This is a genomic window from Burkholderia sp. AU39826, from assembly GCF_020419965.1.
Lineage (GTDB): Bacteria > Pseudomonadota > Gammaproteobacteria > Burkholderiales > Burkholderiaceae > Burkholderia > Burkholderia semiarida.
Genome location: NZ_JAIZQG010000005.1, coordinates 154,345 through 172,250, shown reverse-complemented (window position 1 = coordinate 172,250; position 17,906 = coordinate 154,345). Strand labels below are relative to the sequence as shown.

General features: G+C 69.0%; 17 protein-coding genes. 7 read left to right on the top strand and 10 right to left on the bottom strand.

All coding sequences use genetic code 11. From position 1 onward, the window contains the following. Window positions 1-12: 12 nt before the first annotated feature. From LGM42_RS13420 to LGM42_RS13405, 4 genes are all read right to left on the bottom strand, one after another. Window positions 13-312: a type II toxin-antitoxin system RelE/ParE family toxin gene (locus tag LGM42_RS13420; RefSeq protein WP_060967920.1), complete on the bottom strand. Its 300-nt coding sequence runs from the start codon at window positions 310-312 to the stop codon at window positions 13-15. Next, window positions 309-584, bottom strand: coding sequence for a YlcI/YnfO family protein (locus LGM42_RS13415; RefSeq protein ID WP_059580322.1), 276 nt, complete (start codon window positions 582-584; stop codon window positions 309-311). Before LGM42_RS13415 ends, LGM42_RS13420 begins: the two co-directional genes overlap by 4 nt. Window positions 585-682: 98 nt before the next feature. Continuing rightward, entirely contained in the window at window positions 683-1,993 is a 1,311-nt protein-coding gene (locus tag LGM42_RS13410) for an MFS transporter (protein WP_226232421.1), read from the bottom strand. Between the two features lie 124 nt (window positions 1,994-2,117). Continuing rightward, complete coding sequence (locus LGM42_RS13405) at window positions 2,118-3,143, bottom strand: ABC transporter substrate-binding protein (protein ID WP_059580061.1); 1,026 nt, start codon at window positions 3,141-3,143, stop codon at window positions 2,118-2,120. A gap of 237 nt (window positions 3,144-3,380) precedes the next feature. On the opposite strand from LGM42_RS13405, the gene LGM42_RS13400 reads away from it, so the two are divergent. Further along, window positions 3,381-4,046, top strand: a complete 666-nt coding sequence (locus LGM42_RS13400) for a response regulator transcription factor (protein WP_226232420.1) — start codon at window positions 3,381-3,383, stop codon at window positions 4,044-4,046. Next, window positions 4,033-5,454, top strand: coding sequence for a sensor histidine kinase (locus LGM42_RS13395; RefSeq protein ID WP_226232419.1), 1,422 nt, complete (start codon window positions 4,033-4,035; stop codon window positions 5,452-5,454). Before LGM42_RS13400 ends, LGM42_RS13395 begins: the two co-directional genes overlap by 14 nt. A gap of 54 nt (window positions 5,455-5,508) precedes the next feature. On the opposite strand, the gene LGM42_RS13390 is transcribed toward LGM42_RS13395, so the two are convergent. After that, window positions 5,509-5,958, bottom strand: a complete 450-nt coding sequence (locus LGM42_RS13390; protein WP_226232418.1) for a hypothetical protein — start codon at window positions 5,956-5,958, stop codon at window positions 5,509-5,511. A 48-nt stretch (window positions 5,959-6,006) separates the two neighbouring features. On the opposite strand from LGM42_RS13390, the gene LGM42_RS13385 reads away from it, so the two are divergent. Beyond that, window positions 6,007-6,255, top strand: a complete 249-nt coding sequence (locus LGM42_RS13385; protein WP_226232417.1) for a DinB family protein — start codon at window positions 6,007-6,009, stop codon at window positions 6,253-6,255. Window positions 6,256-6,261: 6 nt separating this feature from the next. Here LGM42_RS13385 and LGM42_RS13380 read toward each other — a convergent pair whose 3' ends face one another. Genes LGM42_RS13380 through LGM42_RS13365 form a run of 4 tightly spaced genes read right to left on the bottom strand, consistent with a single transcriptional unit; the run spans window position 6,262 to window position 10,936 of the window. Then, window positions 6,262-7,026 carry an ABC transporter ATP-binding protein gene (locus tag LGM42_RS13380; protein WP_226232416.1) on the bottom strand — a complete coding sequence of 255 codons (765 nt, stop codon included), beginning with the start codon at window positions 7,024-7,026 and terminating at the stop codon, window positions 6,262-6,264. After that, window positions 7,023-7,880: an ABC transporter ATP-binding protein gene (locus tag LGM42_RS13375; protein ID WP_226232415.1), complete on the bottom strand. Its 858-nt coding sequence runs from the start codon at window positions 7,878-7,880 to the stop codon at window positions 7,023-7,025. Before LGM42_RS13375 ends, LGM42_RS13380 begins: the two co-directional genes overlap by 4 nt. Window positions 7,881-7,891: 11 nt before the next feature. Then, complete coding sequence (locus LGM42_RS13370) at window positions 7,892-9,703, bottom strand: ABC transporter permease (RefSeq protein ID WP_226232414.1); 1,812 nt, start codon at window positions 9,701-9,703, stop codon at window positions 7,892-7,894. A 39-nt stretch (window positions 9,704-9,742) separates the two neighbouring features. Beyond that, complete coding sequence (locus LGM42_RS13365) at window positions 9,743-10,936, bottom strand: ABC transporter substrate-binding protein (protein ID WP_226232413.1); 1,194 nt, start codon at window positions 10,934-10,936, stop codon at window positions 9,743-9,745. Between the two features lie 355 nt (window positions 10,937-11,291). On the opposite strand from LGM42_RS13365, the gene LGM42_RS13360 reads away from it, so the two are divergent. Genes LGM42_RS13360 through LGM42_RS13345 form a run of 4 tightly spaced genes read left to right on the top strand, consistent with a single transcriptional unit; the run spans window position 11,292 to window position 14,879 of the window. Continuing rightward, window positions 11,292-12,305: a LysR family transcriptional regulator gene (locus tag LGM42_RS13360; RefSeq protein ID WP_059580041.1), complete on the top strand. Its 1,014-nt coding sequence runs from the start codon at window positions 11,292-11,294 to the stop codon at window positions 12,303-12,305. Next, window positions 12,302-13,762, top strand: a complete 1,461-nt coding sequence (locus LGM42_RS13355; RefSeq protein ID WP_226232412.1) for an NAD(P)-binding domain-containing protein — start codon at window positions 12,302-12,304, stop codon at window positions 13,760-13,762. The genes LGM42_RS13360 and LGM42_RS13355 overlap by 4 nt, the downstream gene beginning before the upstream one ends. Next, window positions 13,759-14,289, top strand: a complete 531-nt coding sequence (locus LGM42_RS13350; protein WP_226232411.1) for a CMD domain-containing protein — start codon at window positions 13,759-13,761, stop codon at window positions 14,287-14,289. Before LGM42_RS13355 ends, LGM42_RS13350 begins: the two co-directional genes overlap by 4 nt. After that, entirely contained in the window at window positions 14,286-14,879 is a 594-nt protein-coding gene (locus LGM42_RS13345) for a peroxidase-related enzyme (protein ID WP_226232410.1), read from the top strand. Before LGM42_RS13350 ends, LGM42_RS13345 begins: the two co-directional genes overlap by 4 nt. A 267-nt stretch (window positions 14,880-15,146) precedes the next feature. On the opposite strand, the gene LGM42_RS13335 is transcribed toward LGM42_RS13345, so the two are convergent. After that, window positions 15,147-17,903, bottom strand: coding sequence for an Hsp70 family protein (locus tag LGM42_RS13335; protein WP_226232409.1), 2,757 nt, complete (start codon window positions 17,901-17,903; stop codon window positions 15,147-15,149). Window positions 17,904-17,906 lie beyond the last annotated feature (3 nt).

Sequence of the window (17,906 nt, the reverse complement as noted above, 5' to 3'; positions counted from 1 at the left end):
TGCCGCGAGGGGTCAGTGGTAGTCCTCTTCGCGCTGATGCCGAACGGCCAAGACCGTGACTTGTTCTGCACTTTCGATCTCGAACAGGAGCACATAGCCTGACGTGCCGAAGGAAACGATGAGTTCACGCAGGAAGGGATTGCTCCCATCCAGCTTGCGGCAGGTAAACGGAAACAATCGCAACATGGCCACACCTCGTTCGATCGCTTCCAACGCCCTCGCTGCCGCTTCCTCATCACGTTCGACGAGATATCGATACAGTCGCACCAAGTCTTCGCGCGCCGCACGCGTATATCTGACTTGGTAACTCAATCCGCCGCCTTCTTCGAACGAGCCGCTTTCAGCATGGACTCGAGCTCGCGCTGAACGTCGGCGGCATCGATGTATTCGCCCGTGCGTCGCGCCTCGTCGCGAGACGCCAAACCTCGTGCGACGAACTCGCGCTGCAAGCGTCGCCGAGCGATGCCATCACGCAACGCCGACTCCATGAACGCAGACAGCGTCTCGTTTTCCGCAAGAACTGATTCCGCTTCCTCGCGCAACTGCGGATCGACTCGCAGCGCGGGCATCGTGGCCGTTTTCATCGCACCCTCCATGCATTACATATGTAATACATGGTAGCACATCGGCCCGAATCGACGACAGTCGACCGTTCGTTCTAGTCGAGCTGTCGACGGAACGCTCACGCCCGTGCCGCCACCATCCCCCGCTCCGAGCGCGTCCACGCGACCAGCGCGCCGACGCCGAGCAGCGCGAGGCACACGATCGGCACGATCATTGGCCCGAACGCGGTGCCCGTCATCTTGCCCGCGAACGGCATCAGGTTCTGGCTGAAGAAGCCGCCGAGGTTGCCGATCGAGTTGATCGCCGCGACGCTCGCGGCCGCCCGCGCGCCGGTGAAGTAACGCGGCGGCATCGACCAGAAGCACGGATACAGCAACGGGATGCACGCGCCGCCGAGCACCAGCGCGATGAAGCGCAGCGGCGTCGACGGCAGCACGAGGCTCAGCAGGAAGCCGAGCGCACCGAGCGCCGCGACGATCGCGATCGTGCGCAGGATGCTCTTCGCGCGGCGCAGCTTCGCCGGCAGCCACACCAGCAGCACCACCGCGAGCGCCCACGGCAGCATGCTCAGAAAGCCGTTCGTCGCGCTCGACACGCCGAACGATTTCACGAGCGTCGGCAGCCAGTACGTGACGCCGTACAGCGACGTCGACATCAGCATGTAGGTTGCCGCGAACAGCATCACGCGCGGATCGAGCAGCGCCTTCCACGGCTGCCCGTGCTCGGCCTGCGCCGGCTTCTCGCGCTCCAGCGCGGCCGCGACGATCTGCTTCTCGCGCTCGTCGAGGAACGGCGCTTCGCGGAACGACGCGGGCAGCACGCGGAACACGACGATCGCGACGATCACGGCCGGAATGCCCGTCGCGACGAACACCCACTGCCAGCCCGCGAGCCCCCATACGCCGTTCAGGCTCAGCAACACGCCGCCGACCAGCGAGCCGAGCATGTTCGCCAGCGCGCTGCCGAGCGTGAAGATGCCGAGCACCTTCGCGCGGTAGCTCTGCGGGAACCACAGCGTCAGGTAGTAGATCACGCCCGGATAGAAGCCGGCCTCGGCGATGCCGAGCAGGAAGCGCAGCGAGCAGAACGCGGGCATCGACGTGGTGAAGCCCATCAGCACCGTGATGAGCCCCCAGGTCAGCATGATCCGCGCGAGCCACACGCGTGCGCCGTAACGATGCAGCGCGAGCGTGCTCGGCACCTCGAACAGCAGGTAGCCGATGAAGAACAGCGACGACGCGAGCCCGAACGCGGCTTCCGTCATCCCGAGGCTGTGCACCATCTGCAGTTTCGCGAAACCGACGTTCTGCCGGTCGATGAACGCGATCAGGAACATCACGACGAGGATGGACAGCAGGCGCCGCGCCATCTTCGACATGATGCGCTGTTCTTCGGCGGACGCGGGGTCCAGGGTGTCGGTAGCGTTCACTTCAGGCTCCTTCGTGAATCGGTTGCGTATCGGTTGAATCGGCGGGTTGAATCGGCGCCGCGCGGAACGAGCGCGCCGGCGCCACGTGGTTCGATGAATGGAATCGGCTCGCGGCCCGCGTGGCTCAACCCGACCGGTAGTCGTCGAGCATCGGCGCGAACATCTCGTGCCACGCGCGCGGCTTCGCCTTGATCGTGCCGGCGAGGTACAGGAATTCGACGTAGTCCATCAGCTGGTTCGGCCGCACCGAGAAGCGCGTGTCGGGCGCGGCCAGCATGCGCATCACGTCGTCGTGCGACACGCCGACGCCGGACGACGCCGCATAGAGCGCCGCCGCCGCGCGCGGGTCCTGCGCGATCAGGCGGTTCGCTTCGTCGAGCGCGCCGAGAAACGCCGCGGCCAACGCGGGCTCCGCATCGACGAGCCGCTTCGGCGCGAACACGACGTCGAGCGTCATCGGCCCGAGCACGTCGACCGAGCTCACCACGCGATGGATGCCCGGCTGCCGCAATTCGAGCGTCGAGAACGGCGGCGACGTGAAGTGCGCGGTCACGCCGTGCTCGCGGCGGATCAGCGCCTGCATCGCCTGCGGATGCGGCAGGTTCACGGTGATCGAATCGAGCTGCGCGAAATGCGTGGGGCCGAGCTGCCGGCTCGCGACCATCTGCAGCACGACCGCCGACAGCGACGTGCGGATGCCCGGCACCGCGATCCGGTCGGACGGCGTGAAATCGCGCAGCGATACGAGGCCCGGCCGGTTCGCGTTCAGCGACAGCGACGTGGTCGACAGCCCGCTGATGCCGATCACCTCGACATTCGGAATACCGCGCGCCCGCGCCCACAGCTCGATGAAACCCGGCGCGCCGGCGCCCGCGAAATCGAGCGTGCCGGCCATCATCGCGTCGTTGACGGAATTGCCGCCGTCGAGCAGCACCCATTCGACCGCGACGTCACGCACGCCGTGGCGCGCCGCATGCCGCTCGAACAGCCGCTGCTTCTCCATCACGAGCAGCGGCAGGTACAGCACGCCATAGCCTTTCGAGATCCGCACCGTGCGCGGTTTCGCGCGCACGAGCGCCGGGGCCCCGAGCGCGCCCAGCACGCCGAGGCCGGCGGCGATCAACGCGCGGCGGCGCGGCGACGTCGTCATGCGCGCACCGCCGCGCGGCGAACGGCCAGCGGCGACGAGCCGGCCGGCGTGGCGCGGCGGCGCGCGTTCGTCGTGCCCGTGACATGCTGCATGTTGCCGTCTCCTTGAATATTTCTGGTATTAATGCCGTCCTTGCATCCTGCTTCCGGCTCGACACAGGTTATCGGGCGAGTCTGAGAAAATGCTGACATCCCGTCCCCGGGAAAACCCCTAATCCACCTACCTGCAAACGGCACCATGCGCATTCTCGTCGTGGAGGACGATGCCGAAATCGGCGCGGCGATCCGCAGCCGCCTGGCGCGGCTCGGCCATGCCGTCGATCTCGAAACCGACGGCTCGACCGCGAACGGCCTGCTGCGCGTCGAGCGCTTCGATCTCGTCGTGCTCGATGCGAACCTGCCCGGCATGGACGGCTTCACGGTGCTGCGCAACCTGCGCGCGGCCGGCAGCACGACGCCCGTGCTGCTCGTCACCGCGCGCTCGGCGATCGACGACCGCGTGAGCGGCCTCGGCCTCGGCGCCGACGACTACCTCGTGAAGCCGTTCGACTACCGCGAGCTCGACGCGCGCGTGCAGGCGCTCTTGCGCCGCAACAGCGGCCACGCGAACGACGTGCTGACGCTCGGCGGCCTCGTGATCGACCGCAGCAGCCGCCTCGCGGAACTCGACGGCCAGCCGCTGTCGCTGTCGCGTCAGGAGTTCGCGCTGCTCGAAATCCTCGCGAGCCGTCCGCAGCGCATCTTCTCGAAGGAAGAACTGCTGAACCAGTTGTTCAGCTTCGGCAACGAGCCCACGGCGAACGCGGTCGAGCAATACGTGACGCGCGTGCGCAGGAAGCTGCAGGGCAGCTCGGTCGAGATCCGAACCGCACGCGGGATGGGGTATCAGATTGCCGCGCATTGACTGGTTCCCGAGGACGCTGTTCGGGCGCACGCTGCTGTTCATCGCGCTCGTCGTCGCGACCGGCGCGCTCGCGCTCGCGGCGATCGCGCGCTACTACGCAGGCGTCGCGGCCGAACGCGCGTACGACCAGTTGCTGGCGGGCGCGTCGATCCAGGTCGCGGAAAACCTCTACGTGCAAGGCGGCGTGCTGGCGCTGAATCCGCCGGTCGCCGCGCTGTCGACGCTGTCGCGCTACGACCTCGTCTACTACAAGGTGGTCGATTCGCGCGGCGTCGTCGTGGCCGGCTATCACGATCTCGCGAGTCCCGCGACACTCGCCGCCGCGAAGCAGGGACCCGCGTTCGCGAACGCCGTCTACCAGGGGCACCAGGTCCGCACCGCGACGATCGCACGCTACATGCCGGAAGAAAGCACGCCCGGCTGGGCGCTCGTGACGGTTGCGCAGACCACCAACGCGCGCCAGCAACTGACGAACGACATGAGCATCAAGGTGTGGACGCTGATCCTGCTGATGAGCGTGCTCGCGATCGGTGCGAGCGGCCTCGCGATCCGGCGCGGCCTGCGCCCGCTCGCGCGGATCGGCGCGATCATCGCCGCACGCGACCCGGCCGACCTGCGGCCGGTGGCCGTCGATACGCCGAGCGAGATCGACGCGATCATCGGGTCGATCAACGGGTTGATGCGGCGGCTCGCCGAGCGGATCAACGCGATGCAACGCTTCATCGCCGACGCCGCGCACCAGATGCGCACGCCGCTCGCGCGGCTCGACGCGCAGATCGAGCTGCTCGACGGCGAATCCGATCCCGCGCGTCACGCGGCGCGGCTCGATGCATTGCGTGCGACCTCGTCGGACGTCGGCCGGCTCACCGGGCAGTTGCTCAATCATGCGATGGTGATTCATCGCACCGAGGCCGTGCCGCTGCAACCGGTCGACCTCGTCGCGCTCGCGAAAGAAGTGCTGGGCCGCACGATTCCGCTCGCCGGCGAACGCGACGTGGCCGTTGCGTTCGCGAGCGACGCGCCGCATGCGTGGATCGACGGCGATGCGATCAGTCTTCAGGAAGCGCTGTCGAACGTGCTGCACAACGCGCTGCTGCACGGCCATGCGGACGACCTCGTCGTGTCGGTCGCGACCACCGGCAACGCGGATCAGGCGGTGACGCTGACCGTCACCGACAACGGGCGCGGGATACCGCGCGAGCACTGGGACGCGGCGTTGCAGCCGTTCGTGCGGATCGCGCCGGACGGCAGCGAACGGCGCACGGGGTCCGGCCTCGGGCTCGCGATCGTGCAGGAAGTGATGAAGGCGCACGGCGGGCGCGTCGGGTTCGCGTTTCCCGAGGCGGGCGGGTTCGCGGTGATGTTGACGTTTCCGCGTGCGGTGACGGCGCACGCAAGCGACACTTAGGCAACGGCATCCGGCGCAGGCACGCTCGGTTGAACGCCACCGGGCGACACGCGTTCAGCCGTCGCTGTCCCGACCGTCGTCGGCGTTTCGCCGCGCATGCCGCGCCACCAGTTGGTCCAGTTCGTCATACTGACGGTCGCAGAACAACCGGCACAACGTATCGACGTCCACGCGCTTCCTCACGTCGATCGTCTCGACGTGCAGCTCCAGCTTGCCCTTTCCGATGCCGAAGAGCCCCTTCTTCATCCGCATGGACACCGCATTCAGCTGGAAGCCGTCCGAATGCGCATCCGTCAATGCCGTCACCCACAGCTCGCGCTGATCGTCGGCATGCTGCAACACGAGCGCCGGTAGCGGGCCGTCCTGCGTCTCGTTCCATTCGATGTGCTGGGCCGCCCAAGGAAACGCCTCGAACGCATGAACGAACGACGCGTAGTCGGTCGCGCCCTGCTGATCGAGCTGATTGAAATCGTAGCCGACTCTCTGGATGGAATAGGTCAACATGGCGCGGCAACCCCGTGTCGTTCGAGATCAGCAGATCGTCAATCTACCGTGAATTTCGGTATCGGTGACGATTTTTCTGGGCGGCTCATGCGCGAAGAGATGCTGACCCATGTTGTCACGCACGGCGGCTATCATCGCGGCGAAGCGGGCAGACTGATGATTCAGGCGGCCGCGCTCTTGGCACAGGATATCGAACTCCCTTGGGATACCTACGCGGTTCACTTGCATCGGACAGAACCCGACCGACGGCTGCAAGGCAAGGTCGACGACGCGAACCCGCCGAACGCCGGGCGATGAAACGCCCTACGCCGCCACCGCCTCCCCACCGAGATACGCATCGCGCACGCGCTCGTCGTCGAGCAGCGTTTTCGCCGGCCCTTCCAGCACCACACGCCCGGTCTGCAGCACGTACCCGTAGTGCGCGATTTCCAGCGCGAGGCTCGCGTTCTGCTCGACCATGAACACCGTCACCCCTTGCTTGTTGATTGCGTCGATCAGTTCGAGCACCTTGTCGACGTAGAGCGGCGACAGCCCCATCGTCGGCTCGTCCATGCAGATCAGTTTCGGCCGCGCCATCAGTGCGCGCGCCATCGCAAGCATCTGTTGCTCGCCGCCCGACAACGTGCCCGCACGTTGCGTCAATCGTTCTCGCACACGCGGAAACAGGTCCAGCACGCGCTCATAGTCCTCGGCCACCGCCGCGCGATCGCCGCGCGTGTACGCGCCCATCAACAGGTTCTCGCGCACGCTCATGTCGCCGAACAGCCGCCGCGCTTCGGGCACGGCCGCGATCCCGCGCCGCACGCGCTGCGGCGTCGCGAGCGCGGTCACGTCGTCGCCGTCGAAACGCACGACGCCGCGGCGCGGACGCATCAGCCCGAGAATCAGCTTCATCGTCGTCGACTTGCCGCTCGCGTTGCCGCCGAGCAGGCTGACGATCTGCCCACGGGCGACTTCGACGTTCACGTCGAAGTGCACCTGCACCGGTCCGTAGAACGTGTCGAGATGTTCGAGTTTCAGCAGCGCGTCGGTCATGGTCGTATCAAGCACGGAAGATTGCACGGTCATGCGGCCGCCTGCGTAGTGCGGTCCGCCGGCGCACCGATCGCGTGGCGGCGACCGAGATAGGCTTCGATCACGCGCGGATCGTGCCGCACGTCGCGCGGCGCGCCTTCGGCGATCTTCACGCCGTTGTCGAGCACCATCACGCGGTCGGACACGCGCATCACGAGTTCGAGCTTGTGCTCGATCAGCAGGATCGTCAGTCCGCGTGCCTTCAGCGACTGGATCAGTTGGAGCATCTCGGCCGTCTCCGTCTCGTTCATCCCGGCCGTCGGCTCGTCGAGCAATAGCAAGCGCGGATGCAGCGCGAGCGCGCGACCGATCTCCACGCGCCGCCGGTTCGCGTACGACAGGCTGTGCGCCGGATGATCGATGCGCGGCGTAAGCCGTTCGCCGAAGCCGGCAATGATGTCGCGCGCTTCTTCACGCAAAGCGACTTCCTCGCGCCGCACCGACGCGGGCCGCACGAGCGCGCGCAGCACTTCGGCCGCCGCGCCGAGCGCCGGCCAGCCCGGCCGCGCCGCACGCAGCCGCGCATGTGCGCCGATCAGCACGTTGTCGAGCACGCTCAGGTTGCCGAACACGCGGCCATGCTGGAACGTGCGCGCGATGCCGAGCGCCGCGAGCCGTTCGGGCGCGGTGCCGGTGATGTCGCGGCCGTCGAACGTCACGCGGCCGGCATCGGGCCGGTCGGCGCCCGCGATCAGGTTGAACAGCGTCGATTTGCCCGCGCCGTTCGGGCCGATCACGCTGAGCAGTTCGCCGTCGGCGAGCGTCAGGCTCGCGCCGTCGAGCGCGGTCACGCCGTCGAAGCGGCGCGTCAGGCCCTGCACGTCGAGCAGGGGTCGAGTCGTCGTCATCGCATTCCTCCTCACACCGTGCCGAGCAGGCCCTGTGGCCGGAAACGAACGAGCAGCAGCAGCACGAGGCCGTAGATCAGCATCCGGTAATCGGCCGCCCAGCGGAACAGCTCGGGCAACCCGATCAGCGCGATCGCGCCGACGATACCGCCGAGCACGTTGCCGAGCCCGCCGAGGATCACCATCGTCAGCGCGAGGATCGACACCTGCGAGTCGAAGGTCTGGTGATTGATGTAGCTGTACAGATGCGCGGCGATCCCGCCGCTCACGCCCGCCGCGACGCCGCCGACCGCGAACGCGATCGCCTTGTAGCGGTTCGGCGCGATGCCGTGCGCGCGCGCGGCGACATCGTCCTCGCGCACCGCGCGCAGCGTGCGGCCCAGATGCGAGCGCAGCAGCCGCACCTGCACGAGCGCGAACACGACGAGCACCGCGAACGTGAACCAGTACGCGGCGCGCGCGGTCATCGCCCACGGCAGCGGCGCGATGCCGGTGATGCCGAGCGGGCCGCGCGTGAGGCCATCCCAGTTCAGGATCACGAGGCTCACCACTTCGCCGATGCCGAGCGTCGCGATCGACACGTAATGCCCACGCAGCCGGAACGCCGGATAGACGAGCAGCGTGCCGAGCACGGCGGTGATCACACCCGCGCACGGAATCGTCACGGCCGGCGACCAGCCGAGATCCGACGACAGCAGCGCCGACGCATACGCACCGATCACGAGCAGCGCGGCGTGGCCAAGCGAGATCTGCCCGACCGTGCCCGCGACGAGCGTGAGGCTCAGCGCGAGCAGCCCGTACAGCCACGCGTTGGTCAGCGTCTGCAGCACGTAAGGCGATGCACCGAGCCACGGCAGCACGGCCGCCGCCGCGATCAGCGCGACGAGTACGGGGCGCGGCACGCGTACGGCTTTCGCGGCGGCGAGGAAGGTGCCCGTCATCGGTTCGGGCGGCAACGCGCGGTTCGCGCTGAACAAGCCGTTCGGCCGCCACACGAGGAACACGATCAGCAGCCCGAACGCGAACAGGTCGCGGTAGCTGGTGCCGAATAGCGCGACGCCGTAGCTTTCGACGAGACCGAGCAGCAGGCTGCCGGCGATCGCGCCGGGCACGTTGCCGAGCCCGCCGATCAGCAGCGCGACGACGCCCTTCAGCGTCGCCTGAAAGCCCATCGCCGGATCGATGCTGTTGTAGTACATGCCGACCAGCAGCCCGCTCACGCCGCCGAGTGCGCACGCGATCGCGAATACGGTCTGGTTCACGCGATCGACGTCGACGCCCATCTGCAACGCCGCGTCGCGATCCTGCGCGGTCGCGCGCACGGCCCAGCCGAGCCGCGTGAAGCGCAGGAAGCCGTACAGCAGCGCGGCCGCCGCGATGCCGATGCCCGCGATCAGCAGGTCGAGCGAGCCGAGCGTCGCGCCGGCGATCCGCAGGTGCCAGTCGGGCAGCGGCGTCGGCACCGCGCGCGGGTCCGCGCCGAACGCGAGCTGCGCGAGCTGATCGAGGATGAAGCTGATGCCGATCGTCGCGAGCAGCGGCGCGATGCGCGCGGCATGGCGCAGCGGCCGCAGCCCGATCCGCTCGATCGCGATGCCGAGCGCGCCGCAGCCGACGACGACCGCCGCGAGCGCGACCGGCAGCGGCAGCCCGAAGCGCGTCAGGCACAGCCAGCCGATGAACGCGCCGACCATGTACACCGAGCCGTGCGCGAAGTTGATCAGGTGCGACACGCCGAAGATCAGCGCGAGCCCGACCGCGAGCAGCGCGTAGATGTTGCCGACGATGAGACCGTTGAGCGTGTAGTCGAGCCAGGAAGCCATCACGATGCGTCCGTCAGGTGCAGGCGGTTCATGTCGGGTTCAGCGCGCCGCGAGCTGCGGCTTCGCGCCGTCCCACAGCGCCCACTGCCCCTGCTTCACGACCAGATACACGGTGCGCGCGCCCGCGACGCGGCGCGTCTGCGGATCGAAACGCACCTTGCCGAAGATCACGCTCGGCACGTCGCTGATCTTCGCGAAGCCGTCGTGCGCGGCCTGGCGCGTCGTGCCGTAGCGGCGCAGCACTTCCGCCGACAGGATCAGCGCATCGTACGCACGCGCGACGAACGAATCGGGATCGGCGTGGAATTTCGAGCGATAGCGCTGCACGAACGCCTGCACCTCGGGGCGCGGCTCGGCCGGGAAGAAGTTCGATTCCGTATAGACGCCTTCGACGGCCGTGCCGCCCAGTTCGAGGAACTTCGGCGAATACACGGAGCCCACCGCCGCGATCGGCAGCGCGACGCCCGACGTGCGCGCCTGACGCACGATCTGCGCGCCGTCCGCGTAGTAGGAAATCAGCACGATCGAATCGGGCTTCGATGCGCCGATCCGCACGAGCGTCGAGCGGAAATCCTTCTCCGCCGGCTGGTAGCCTTCGGCCGCGACGACCTGCGCGCCGAGCCCCGTCACCGCCTTCGCGAAGATGTCCTTGCTGGTGCGGCCCCAGTCGGTGTTCAGGTACAGCACCGCGATCCGCTTGAAGCCGAGTTCCTTCACCGCGTAGCGGGCGAGCAGCGGCTGCTCCTCGGCCTGGCTCAGCGCGGTGCTCCACAGATAATCGCCGCCCTTCGTGAAATCCGGATGCGAATTCGTGAAGCCGAACTGCACCAGTTGCCCGCGCTGGTAGATCGGCGATGCGGCCATCGACGTCGCGCTCGAGAAATCGCCGAGCTCGATCGCGATGCGCGGATCGGCGACGAACTTCTGCGCGATCGCCACCGCTTGGCGCGGATCGCTGCGGCTGTCCTGGAAGTCGATCGCGAGCGGCCGGCCGTGAATGCCGCCGCTGCCGTTGATCTCGTCGAGCGCGAGATCGAAACCGCGCTTCCACTGCTCGCCGTATTGCGCGTCCTGGCCCGTCAGCGGCCCGCTCACGCCGATCACCACCGGCTCGCCCGACACGCCGGCCGCGAGCGCGCCGCCCGTCGACAAGCCCCATGCGGCGGCGAGCGCCGCCACCGTGCCCAGCACGCGCCGCCATGCGCCGCGCGCGTCGTACCCCGAAACCTTCATGCGTCCCCCAGCTTCAGTCAGTCGAAAAGAGTGAGGGCATGTAACCATCCGGTTCAGGACGATCCAACGAAGTTTTGCGCATATCGATATCGCATGCGGCGCGAAGCCGATGACGAGCGCGGACGGCCGCCGATACCCGCCGCATCGATCGACATGCCGGCATGCATCGCATCGTGTTGATTCGATTGGCGTTTCGTTCGGCGCACCGTGCACGACCGGTGCGAATGCACGCACGACGGGCCGCCGCGGCTGTTACGCCCTTCGCAGTTTTCCCGCTGTCGATAGCAAAAATCATTATATGAATCGCGCATGCTCGCACTCCTACAATGCGCAAATCGCATCATCGGAACGCGTCATGGAGTTGCATCAACTCGAAGCCTTTTCCGCGGTCATGTCGGCCGGCAGCGTCACCGGCGCGGGCGAGCTGCTCGGCCGCTCGCAGCCGGCCGTCACGCGGCAGATCCAGGAACTCGAAGCCGATCTCGGCTACGCGCTGTTCGACCGGCACGGCCCGCGCGTGACGCCGACGCGGCGCGCGTTCCTGCTGTACGAGGAAGTCGAGCGCTCGCTGGTCGGCCTGCGCGCGATCGAGGCGCGGGCCCGCGCACTCGGCGACGAAACGGCCGAACCCGTGCGCATCGCGGCCACGCCGTCGCTCGCGGCCACGCTCGTGCCGGCCGCGCTCGCCGCGCTGCCCGACGACGCGCATGCGCCGCACTATCAGTTGCGCAGCGAATCGGCCGAGCACGTCGTGCACGAGGTGCTGGCCGGCACGGCCGATGTCGGCGTCGTCACGCTGCCGATGGCGCATGCCGGGCTCGACGTGCACTGGATCGCGCAAACGCCGTGCGTCGCCGTGCTGCCGGCCGACGATCCGCTCGCGGCGAAACCGCGCATCGCGCTGCGCGACCTCGCGCGGCGCCGCATCGTGACGGTCGCGAACCGGCACCGGCTGCGCCAGCGGATCGACGCGGCGTTCGCGGCCGCGCGTGTCGATGCGCACGTGTTCATCGAAACCAACGCGTCGCTGAATGCGGTGATGGCCGCGCGCGCGGGCATCGGGGTCGGCATCGTCGATCCGGCCACGGGCGTCGCGCTGCCGGTGGACGGTGTCGTCGCGCGCGCGCTCGACGTCGACATCCCGTTCGCGTTCGGCGTCGCGACGCCGGCCGGCAAGGCGCGCACGGCGGCCGTCGACGCACTGCTCGACGCGCTGCATCGCACGACGCGCGCGCTGCTCGACGACGTGACCTTTCACGATGCCGCCGCGCACGATGCGCTGCTGCGCGGCGACCGGCTGCGGGCCGACCGCGCGACGCGCGCGCCTCGCCCGGCACGTACCCGCCGCGTGCGCCCGGAGGCCGCATGACGACCCCGCTCGACGCACTCGAGGCGCGGCTCGCGCAGGACCTGCGCTGGCTCGACCTGCCCGCGCCGTCGTGGGTGCCGCCGCGCGAAGCGGACGGCGCGCGCGTGCTCGACGTCGCGATCGTCGGCGGCGGCATGGCCGGGCTCGCGGCGTCGGCCGAGCTGCGCCTGCTCGGCATCGACAACCAGTGCGTGATCGACCGCGCGCCGGCCGGCTACGAAGGCCCGTGGGTCACGTTCGCGCGGATGGAGACGCTGCGTTCGCCGAAGCAGCTTGCAGGCCCCGCACTCGGCCTGCCCGCGCTGACGTTCCGCGCGTGGTTCGAAGCGCAATACGGCCGCGACGCGTGGGACGCGCTGTACAAGATTCCGCGCCCGCAATGGATGGACTACCTGCGCTGGTATCGGCGCGTGCTCGACCTGCCGGTGCGCAACGACACGACGCTCGTCGCGCTGCGCCCGCGCGACGACGGGCTGCTCGCGCTCGACGTGCGCGGCAACGGCGAAGCGCACACGCTGCTCGCGCGGCACGTCGTGCTCGCGACCGGCCGCGACGGCCTCGGCGGCCCGTACGTGCCGCCCGTCGCGCGGCGCGCGCCGCGCGCGCGCTGGGCCCATTCGTCCGAGCCGATCGATTTCGCCGCGCTCGCGGGCAAGCGCGTCGGCGTGGTCGGCGCGGGCGCGTCCGCGTTCGACAACGCGGGTACCGCGCTCGAAGCGGGCGCCGCGCGCGTCGACCTGTTCTTCCGTCGCGCGGACATTCCGCGCATCAACAAGCTGACCGGCATCGGCAGCCCGGGCCTCGTGCACGGCTACGCCGATCTCGACGATGCGACGAAGTGGCGTTTCATGCACTACGCGCTGACGTCGCAGACGCCACCGCCGCGCGACAGCGTGCTGCGCGTCTCGCGCCACGACCATGCGCATTTCCATGCGGGCAGCCCGATCGAAATGCTCGCCGACCACGCGGACGGCCTTGACGTGACGACGCCGCGCGGACGCTACACGGTCGACTTCCTGATCTTCGCGACGGGCTTTCATTCGGACTGGACGACGCGCGAGGAATTCGCGTCGTTCGGCGCGCACGTGCGGCGCTGGAAGGATCGGTATCGGCCGGAACCGGCGCTGTGGCTCGACGAGCTCGCCGAGTCGCCCGATCTCGGCCCCGCGTTCGCGTTCCAGGAACGCGAGCGCGGTGCGTGCCCGGCCGTCACGCGCATCCACTGCTTCAACCACGCGGCGAGCCTGAGCCACGGCAAGCTGTCCGGCGATATCCCGGCGATCAGCGCGGGCGCGCAGCGGCTCGCGCGCGGCATTGCGAGCCGGCTCTTCGATGCCGATCGCGACCGCCACTACGATGCGCTCGTCGCGTACGCGAATGCCGAACTGCAAGGCGACGAATGGCGCGACGCCGACGCCATCGATCACTTTGACGACGAAGGGAAACCGAAACGATGACTGACTCCATCACGCCGGCCGCCGGGCCGGACACGATCGACGCGGCAGCCGGCCTGCGCGCCGGCGACGCCGTCGCCGCGCTGCGCCGCGTGCGCGACAAGGTGCTGTTGCATACGCAACTGAGCGAAGCCGCGCTGTTCGATCCCGCGCTACCCGATCTTTCGCTGATCGAGCGGCTGCATGCGGCACGGTATGTCGCGTGGCAGTCGAATGCGCACGCGCTGGCCGACATCTATCGCGCCCGGCTGCTCGACGCAGGCGGCACGCTCGACGACATCGAGCACGCAGATGCCGACGCGTTCGACGCGCTGCCTCGCCGCCTCGGCGCGATCCTGCTGCACGCGAAGCGCCTGACGCATGCGCCGGTCGACGCGCGCGCATCCGATCTCGACACGTTGAAATCGGCCGGGCTCACGACGCCCGCGATCGTCGCGCTGTCGCAGCTCGTCGCGTTCGTCGCGTATCAATTGCGCGTCGCCGCGGCCGCGCGGGCGCTTCAGGCACGCGCCACACAGGAGGCCGCATGACGACTGCCACCCACGGCTTCACCTCCGACACGCTCGGCTGGCGCGCGTGGCTCGACACGGTCTCGCTCGATGCGGCGACGCCCGATCAGCTCGCGGTGCTCGAAGCGAGCCATCCGCAAGCGAAGACGTCCGACTATTACCTGCTGCTCGTCCATCTGCCCGACATCCTGCGGCAGCGCTCGGGCGTGTTCAACGCGATCATGTACGGCCCCGGCGGGCTGTCGCGCGCGGAGCGCGAACTGGCGAGCACGGCGGTATCGCGCGTGAACGGCTGCGTGTATTGCGCGTCGGTGCATGCGCAGCGCTTCGCGCAACTCGCGAAACGCACCGATGCGATCGAACAGGTGTTCGACGATCCGGCGACGGCCGGCACCACGGCGCGCGAACGCGCGATCATCCGCTATGCGATCGCGTTGACCGAACGGCCCGACGCGATCGACGCAAGCGACATCGCCGCGCTCGAAGCCGAAGGGCTCCCGCATGAGGAAATTCTCGACCTGTCGCACGCGATCGCGATCTTCGCGTGGGCGAACCGGTTGATGCTGACGCTTGGCGAGCCGGTGTTCCCGGAGCCGGCGGCCGGCGCCTGACCGCACGGGAGAACGTGGCGCGGAACCGGCCCGCGTCGCGCCTTGTGCGTCAACGGTCGGTGCGCTGCATGCTCGCGGGAATTCATCTCGCGCGGCGTTCGGCGGCGGCGCAGGAGGGCGCGAAATTCGAATCAATGGAAAAACGACGCGAAGCAGCGTCGGTATCGCACGCCTGAATGGAACGGGCGTCGCGGTCGCGCCATGGTTGGCGCGACCGCGACCGGATGCTTCGACCTTCCAACGAGATCGAAACATCCTGTACTGCCATCAATCGCCCAGCAGCTTCAACCCGGCCGGCAGCGTTTCGCCGAACACGCGCACCGTATCGGCTTCGTCGAACGCGATCGCTTCACGCACCATGTCGATCCACGCTGTCGATGCATTCGCGGCCGACAGGCGCTTGATCACCGCCTCGCGCGTGTCCTCCGGCAGATCGCGCGAGCGGTCGCCCGTCATTCGCGCAATCTGCGCAGCCGCGAACGCAGCCGGCTCGACCTGCTTCCAGTCGAGCGCGAACAGCGCATCGAGCCAGCCGATGACGATTTCCGCCGGTACGACGCCGTGCGCGCTGCCGTAGAACGGCCGGCGCGCGCCGATCCGCCCGAGCGCCCACGCGCACAGCGTGCGTTCGGCCGGCTTCTGCAATTGCGCGATCAGGCGCTCGGCCAGTTCGACCTTGCGCTCGACCGGCAGCCGTTCGAGCGACGCGGACAACCGCGTCATGTCGGCCGGCCCGACCTTGGCCGGATCGAACGGCAGCTTGCGCCGCTTGTCGTCGGACGGTTCGAGGAACGCGATCGCATCGCGCACCTGCGTCTGCGCAGCGTCGTCGAGCCCGCCGGCCACGCGCCGCCACAGCGTCCACCACTCGGACCACACCTGCGCGTCGGTCACGTATTGAATGCCGTCGTCGAACAGCGGCCACAGTTGCTCGATGCGCCACGCGTCGAGTGGATGGCCGAAACCCGGACGCAGGCAATATCCGGCGAGATTCAACCACGCGCGCTCGTGATCGGCCGAGCGGCGGCGGCGCCGCGCCCGCGCGAGCAATGCGTCGAACAGTTCGCGTGCGAGCGCGACGTCCCACTCTTCGCGCGCGCCGAGCACCTGCTCGAGTTGCGCGCGCAACCGGCGCGTGTCTTTCGGCGTCACGCCCGCGGCCTTGCTGCCGAACGAGCGCTCGATCAGCTCGATCGCCTGGTCGAGCCTTGGATGCCGCGTGGGCGCGGCAGCGTCGCCGTGAACCGGTGCATCGCCGCGCAACTGGAATTCGAGCCGCCAGCGGCGCGACGAATCGTCGATCGCGATGCAGTGCATTTCGAGCGTGCCGACCTCGGTCAGCGACGCGGTGAGCGTCACCGGCGTTTCGCGCGCGTCGCCGCCCGCCTTCGCGTCGACGACCGTCGCGATCGGCGGCAGCCGCACGAAATCGCCACCGTCGAGATCGACGAGATCGCCGGGTCGATACTTCGTGTCGGCCACGGTCGATACGAGGTGGAAGCGCACTGGCTGCCCAAGCTGCAGCGCGAACGTGCGATCGTCGAGCCGGATCTCGCGGCCCTCTTCCGCGCCGCGCGGCAGCAGGCAGACGCCGCGTGCGGCCGCGCCATCGGCGCCATCGTCGAGCACGAGGAAATAGCTGCGCGCGGAGCCGCCGCCGATGCGCGGCGCATGCCCGGCGCGCGCGAGCCCGTAGGCCACCGCGCCGCGCGCGACGGCCACGTCCGGGTGCGCGTTGTGCAGCACGTCGAGCGGCGCGCCACGCCACACGCCGAGCGTCTGCGCGAGACGGCCGGCGAGCGCATCCGCGCGGAACACGCCGCCGTTGAGCAGCAGCGTGTCAGGCAGCGGGCCTTCCGCATGACGCTTCAGGAACGCGGCGACGTGGCGCGTAATGGCCGCGTCGCTCGCATACGGCAAGCCGAATTCGACGATCGCCGCGCGCGCCCGGCGCGGCAATTCGTCGGCGTCGACCTGCGGAAAGAACCCGTCGACGACGATCTGCTCGACTTCCTGCCGGGTCAGCTCGGCCGAGCGCGCGCCGCCCACCAGCTTGCTGCCCGCGCCGAGCAGCGTGACGGTGACGGACGCGGGTGCGTCGTCGCCGAGCAACCGCTCCTTCGCCCCGCGGCAGCGCTCGACGAGCTGCGACAGGCTCGCGGCCGACAGCCGCGTGCCGGGCTCGGTCAGCCGCGTCTCGACGAGGCGCGCGAGCGCGAGATCCATGTTGTCGCCGCCGAGCATCAGGTGGTTGCCGACGCCGACGCGCGTAAAGGTCGGCTCGCCGTCGTCGCCCGGCGCGACGTCGACGAGCGTGAGGTCGGTCGTGCCGCCGCCCACGTCGCAGATCAGCACGCGCCGTGCATGGGCGAACGCCTCGCGCAACGTGTCGCGTTGCCCATACAGCCAGTCGTAGAACGCGGCTTGCGGCTCTTCGAGCAAGCGCAGCGCCGGCAGCTTCGCGCGTTTCGCGGCCTCGACCGTCAACGCGCGCGCGCCGTCGTCGAACGACGCGGGCACCGTCAGGATCACGTCCTGCTGCGCGAGCGGCGCATCGGGAAAATGCGCGTCCCATGCGTCGCGCACGTGCGCGAGATAACTCGCGCTCGCGTCGACCGGCGACACCTTGTCGACGCCGTCAGCCGCGCCCCACGGCAGGATCGCCGCGAGCCGATCGACCGCGGCATGCGACAGCCAGCTCTTCGCGCTCGACACGAGCCGGCCCGGCACCTGCGCGCCGAGCGTGCGCGCGTAGCGGCCGATCACGGCCGGCGGCGCGTCGGCCGCGTCCGCTTTCGTGTTGACCTTCGGATCGGCCGCCCACGGCAGTCGCAACGCATCCGGCGGCAGCTCGCCCGCCGCCGGGTGATAGCGCACCGACGGCAGCAGCGGCTGCGCGGCCACCGCGCCGGGCCCGACCAGTTGCTCGACGTCGAACACGCGGATCGCGTCGGAACCGGCCTCGACGTACGCGACGACCGTATTGCTCGTACCGAGGTCGATGCCGACCGTATAACGCTTCATCGC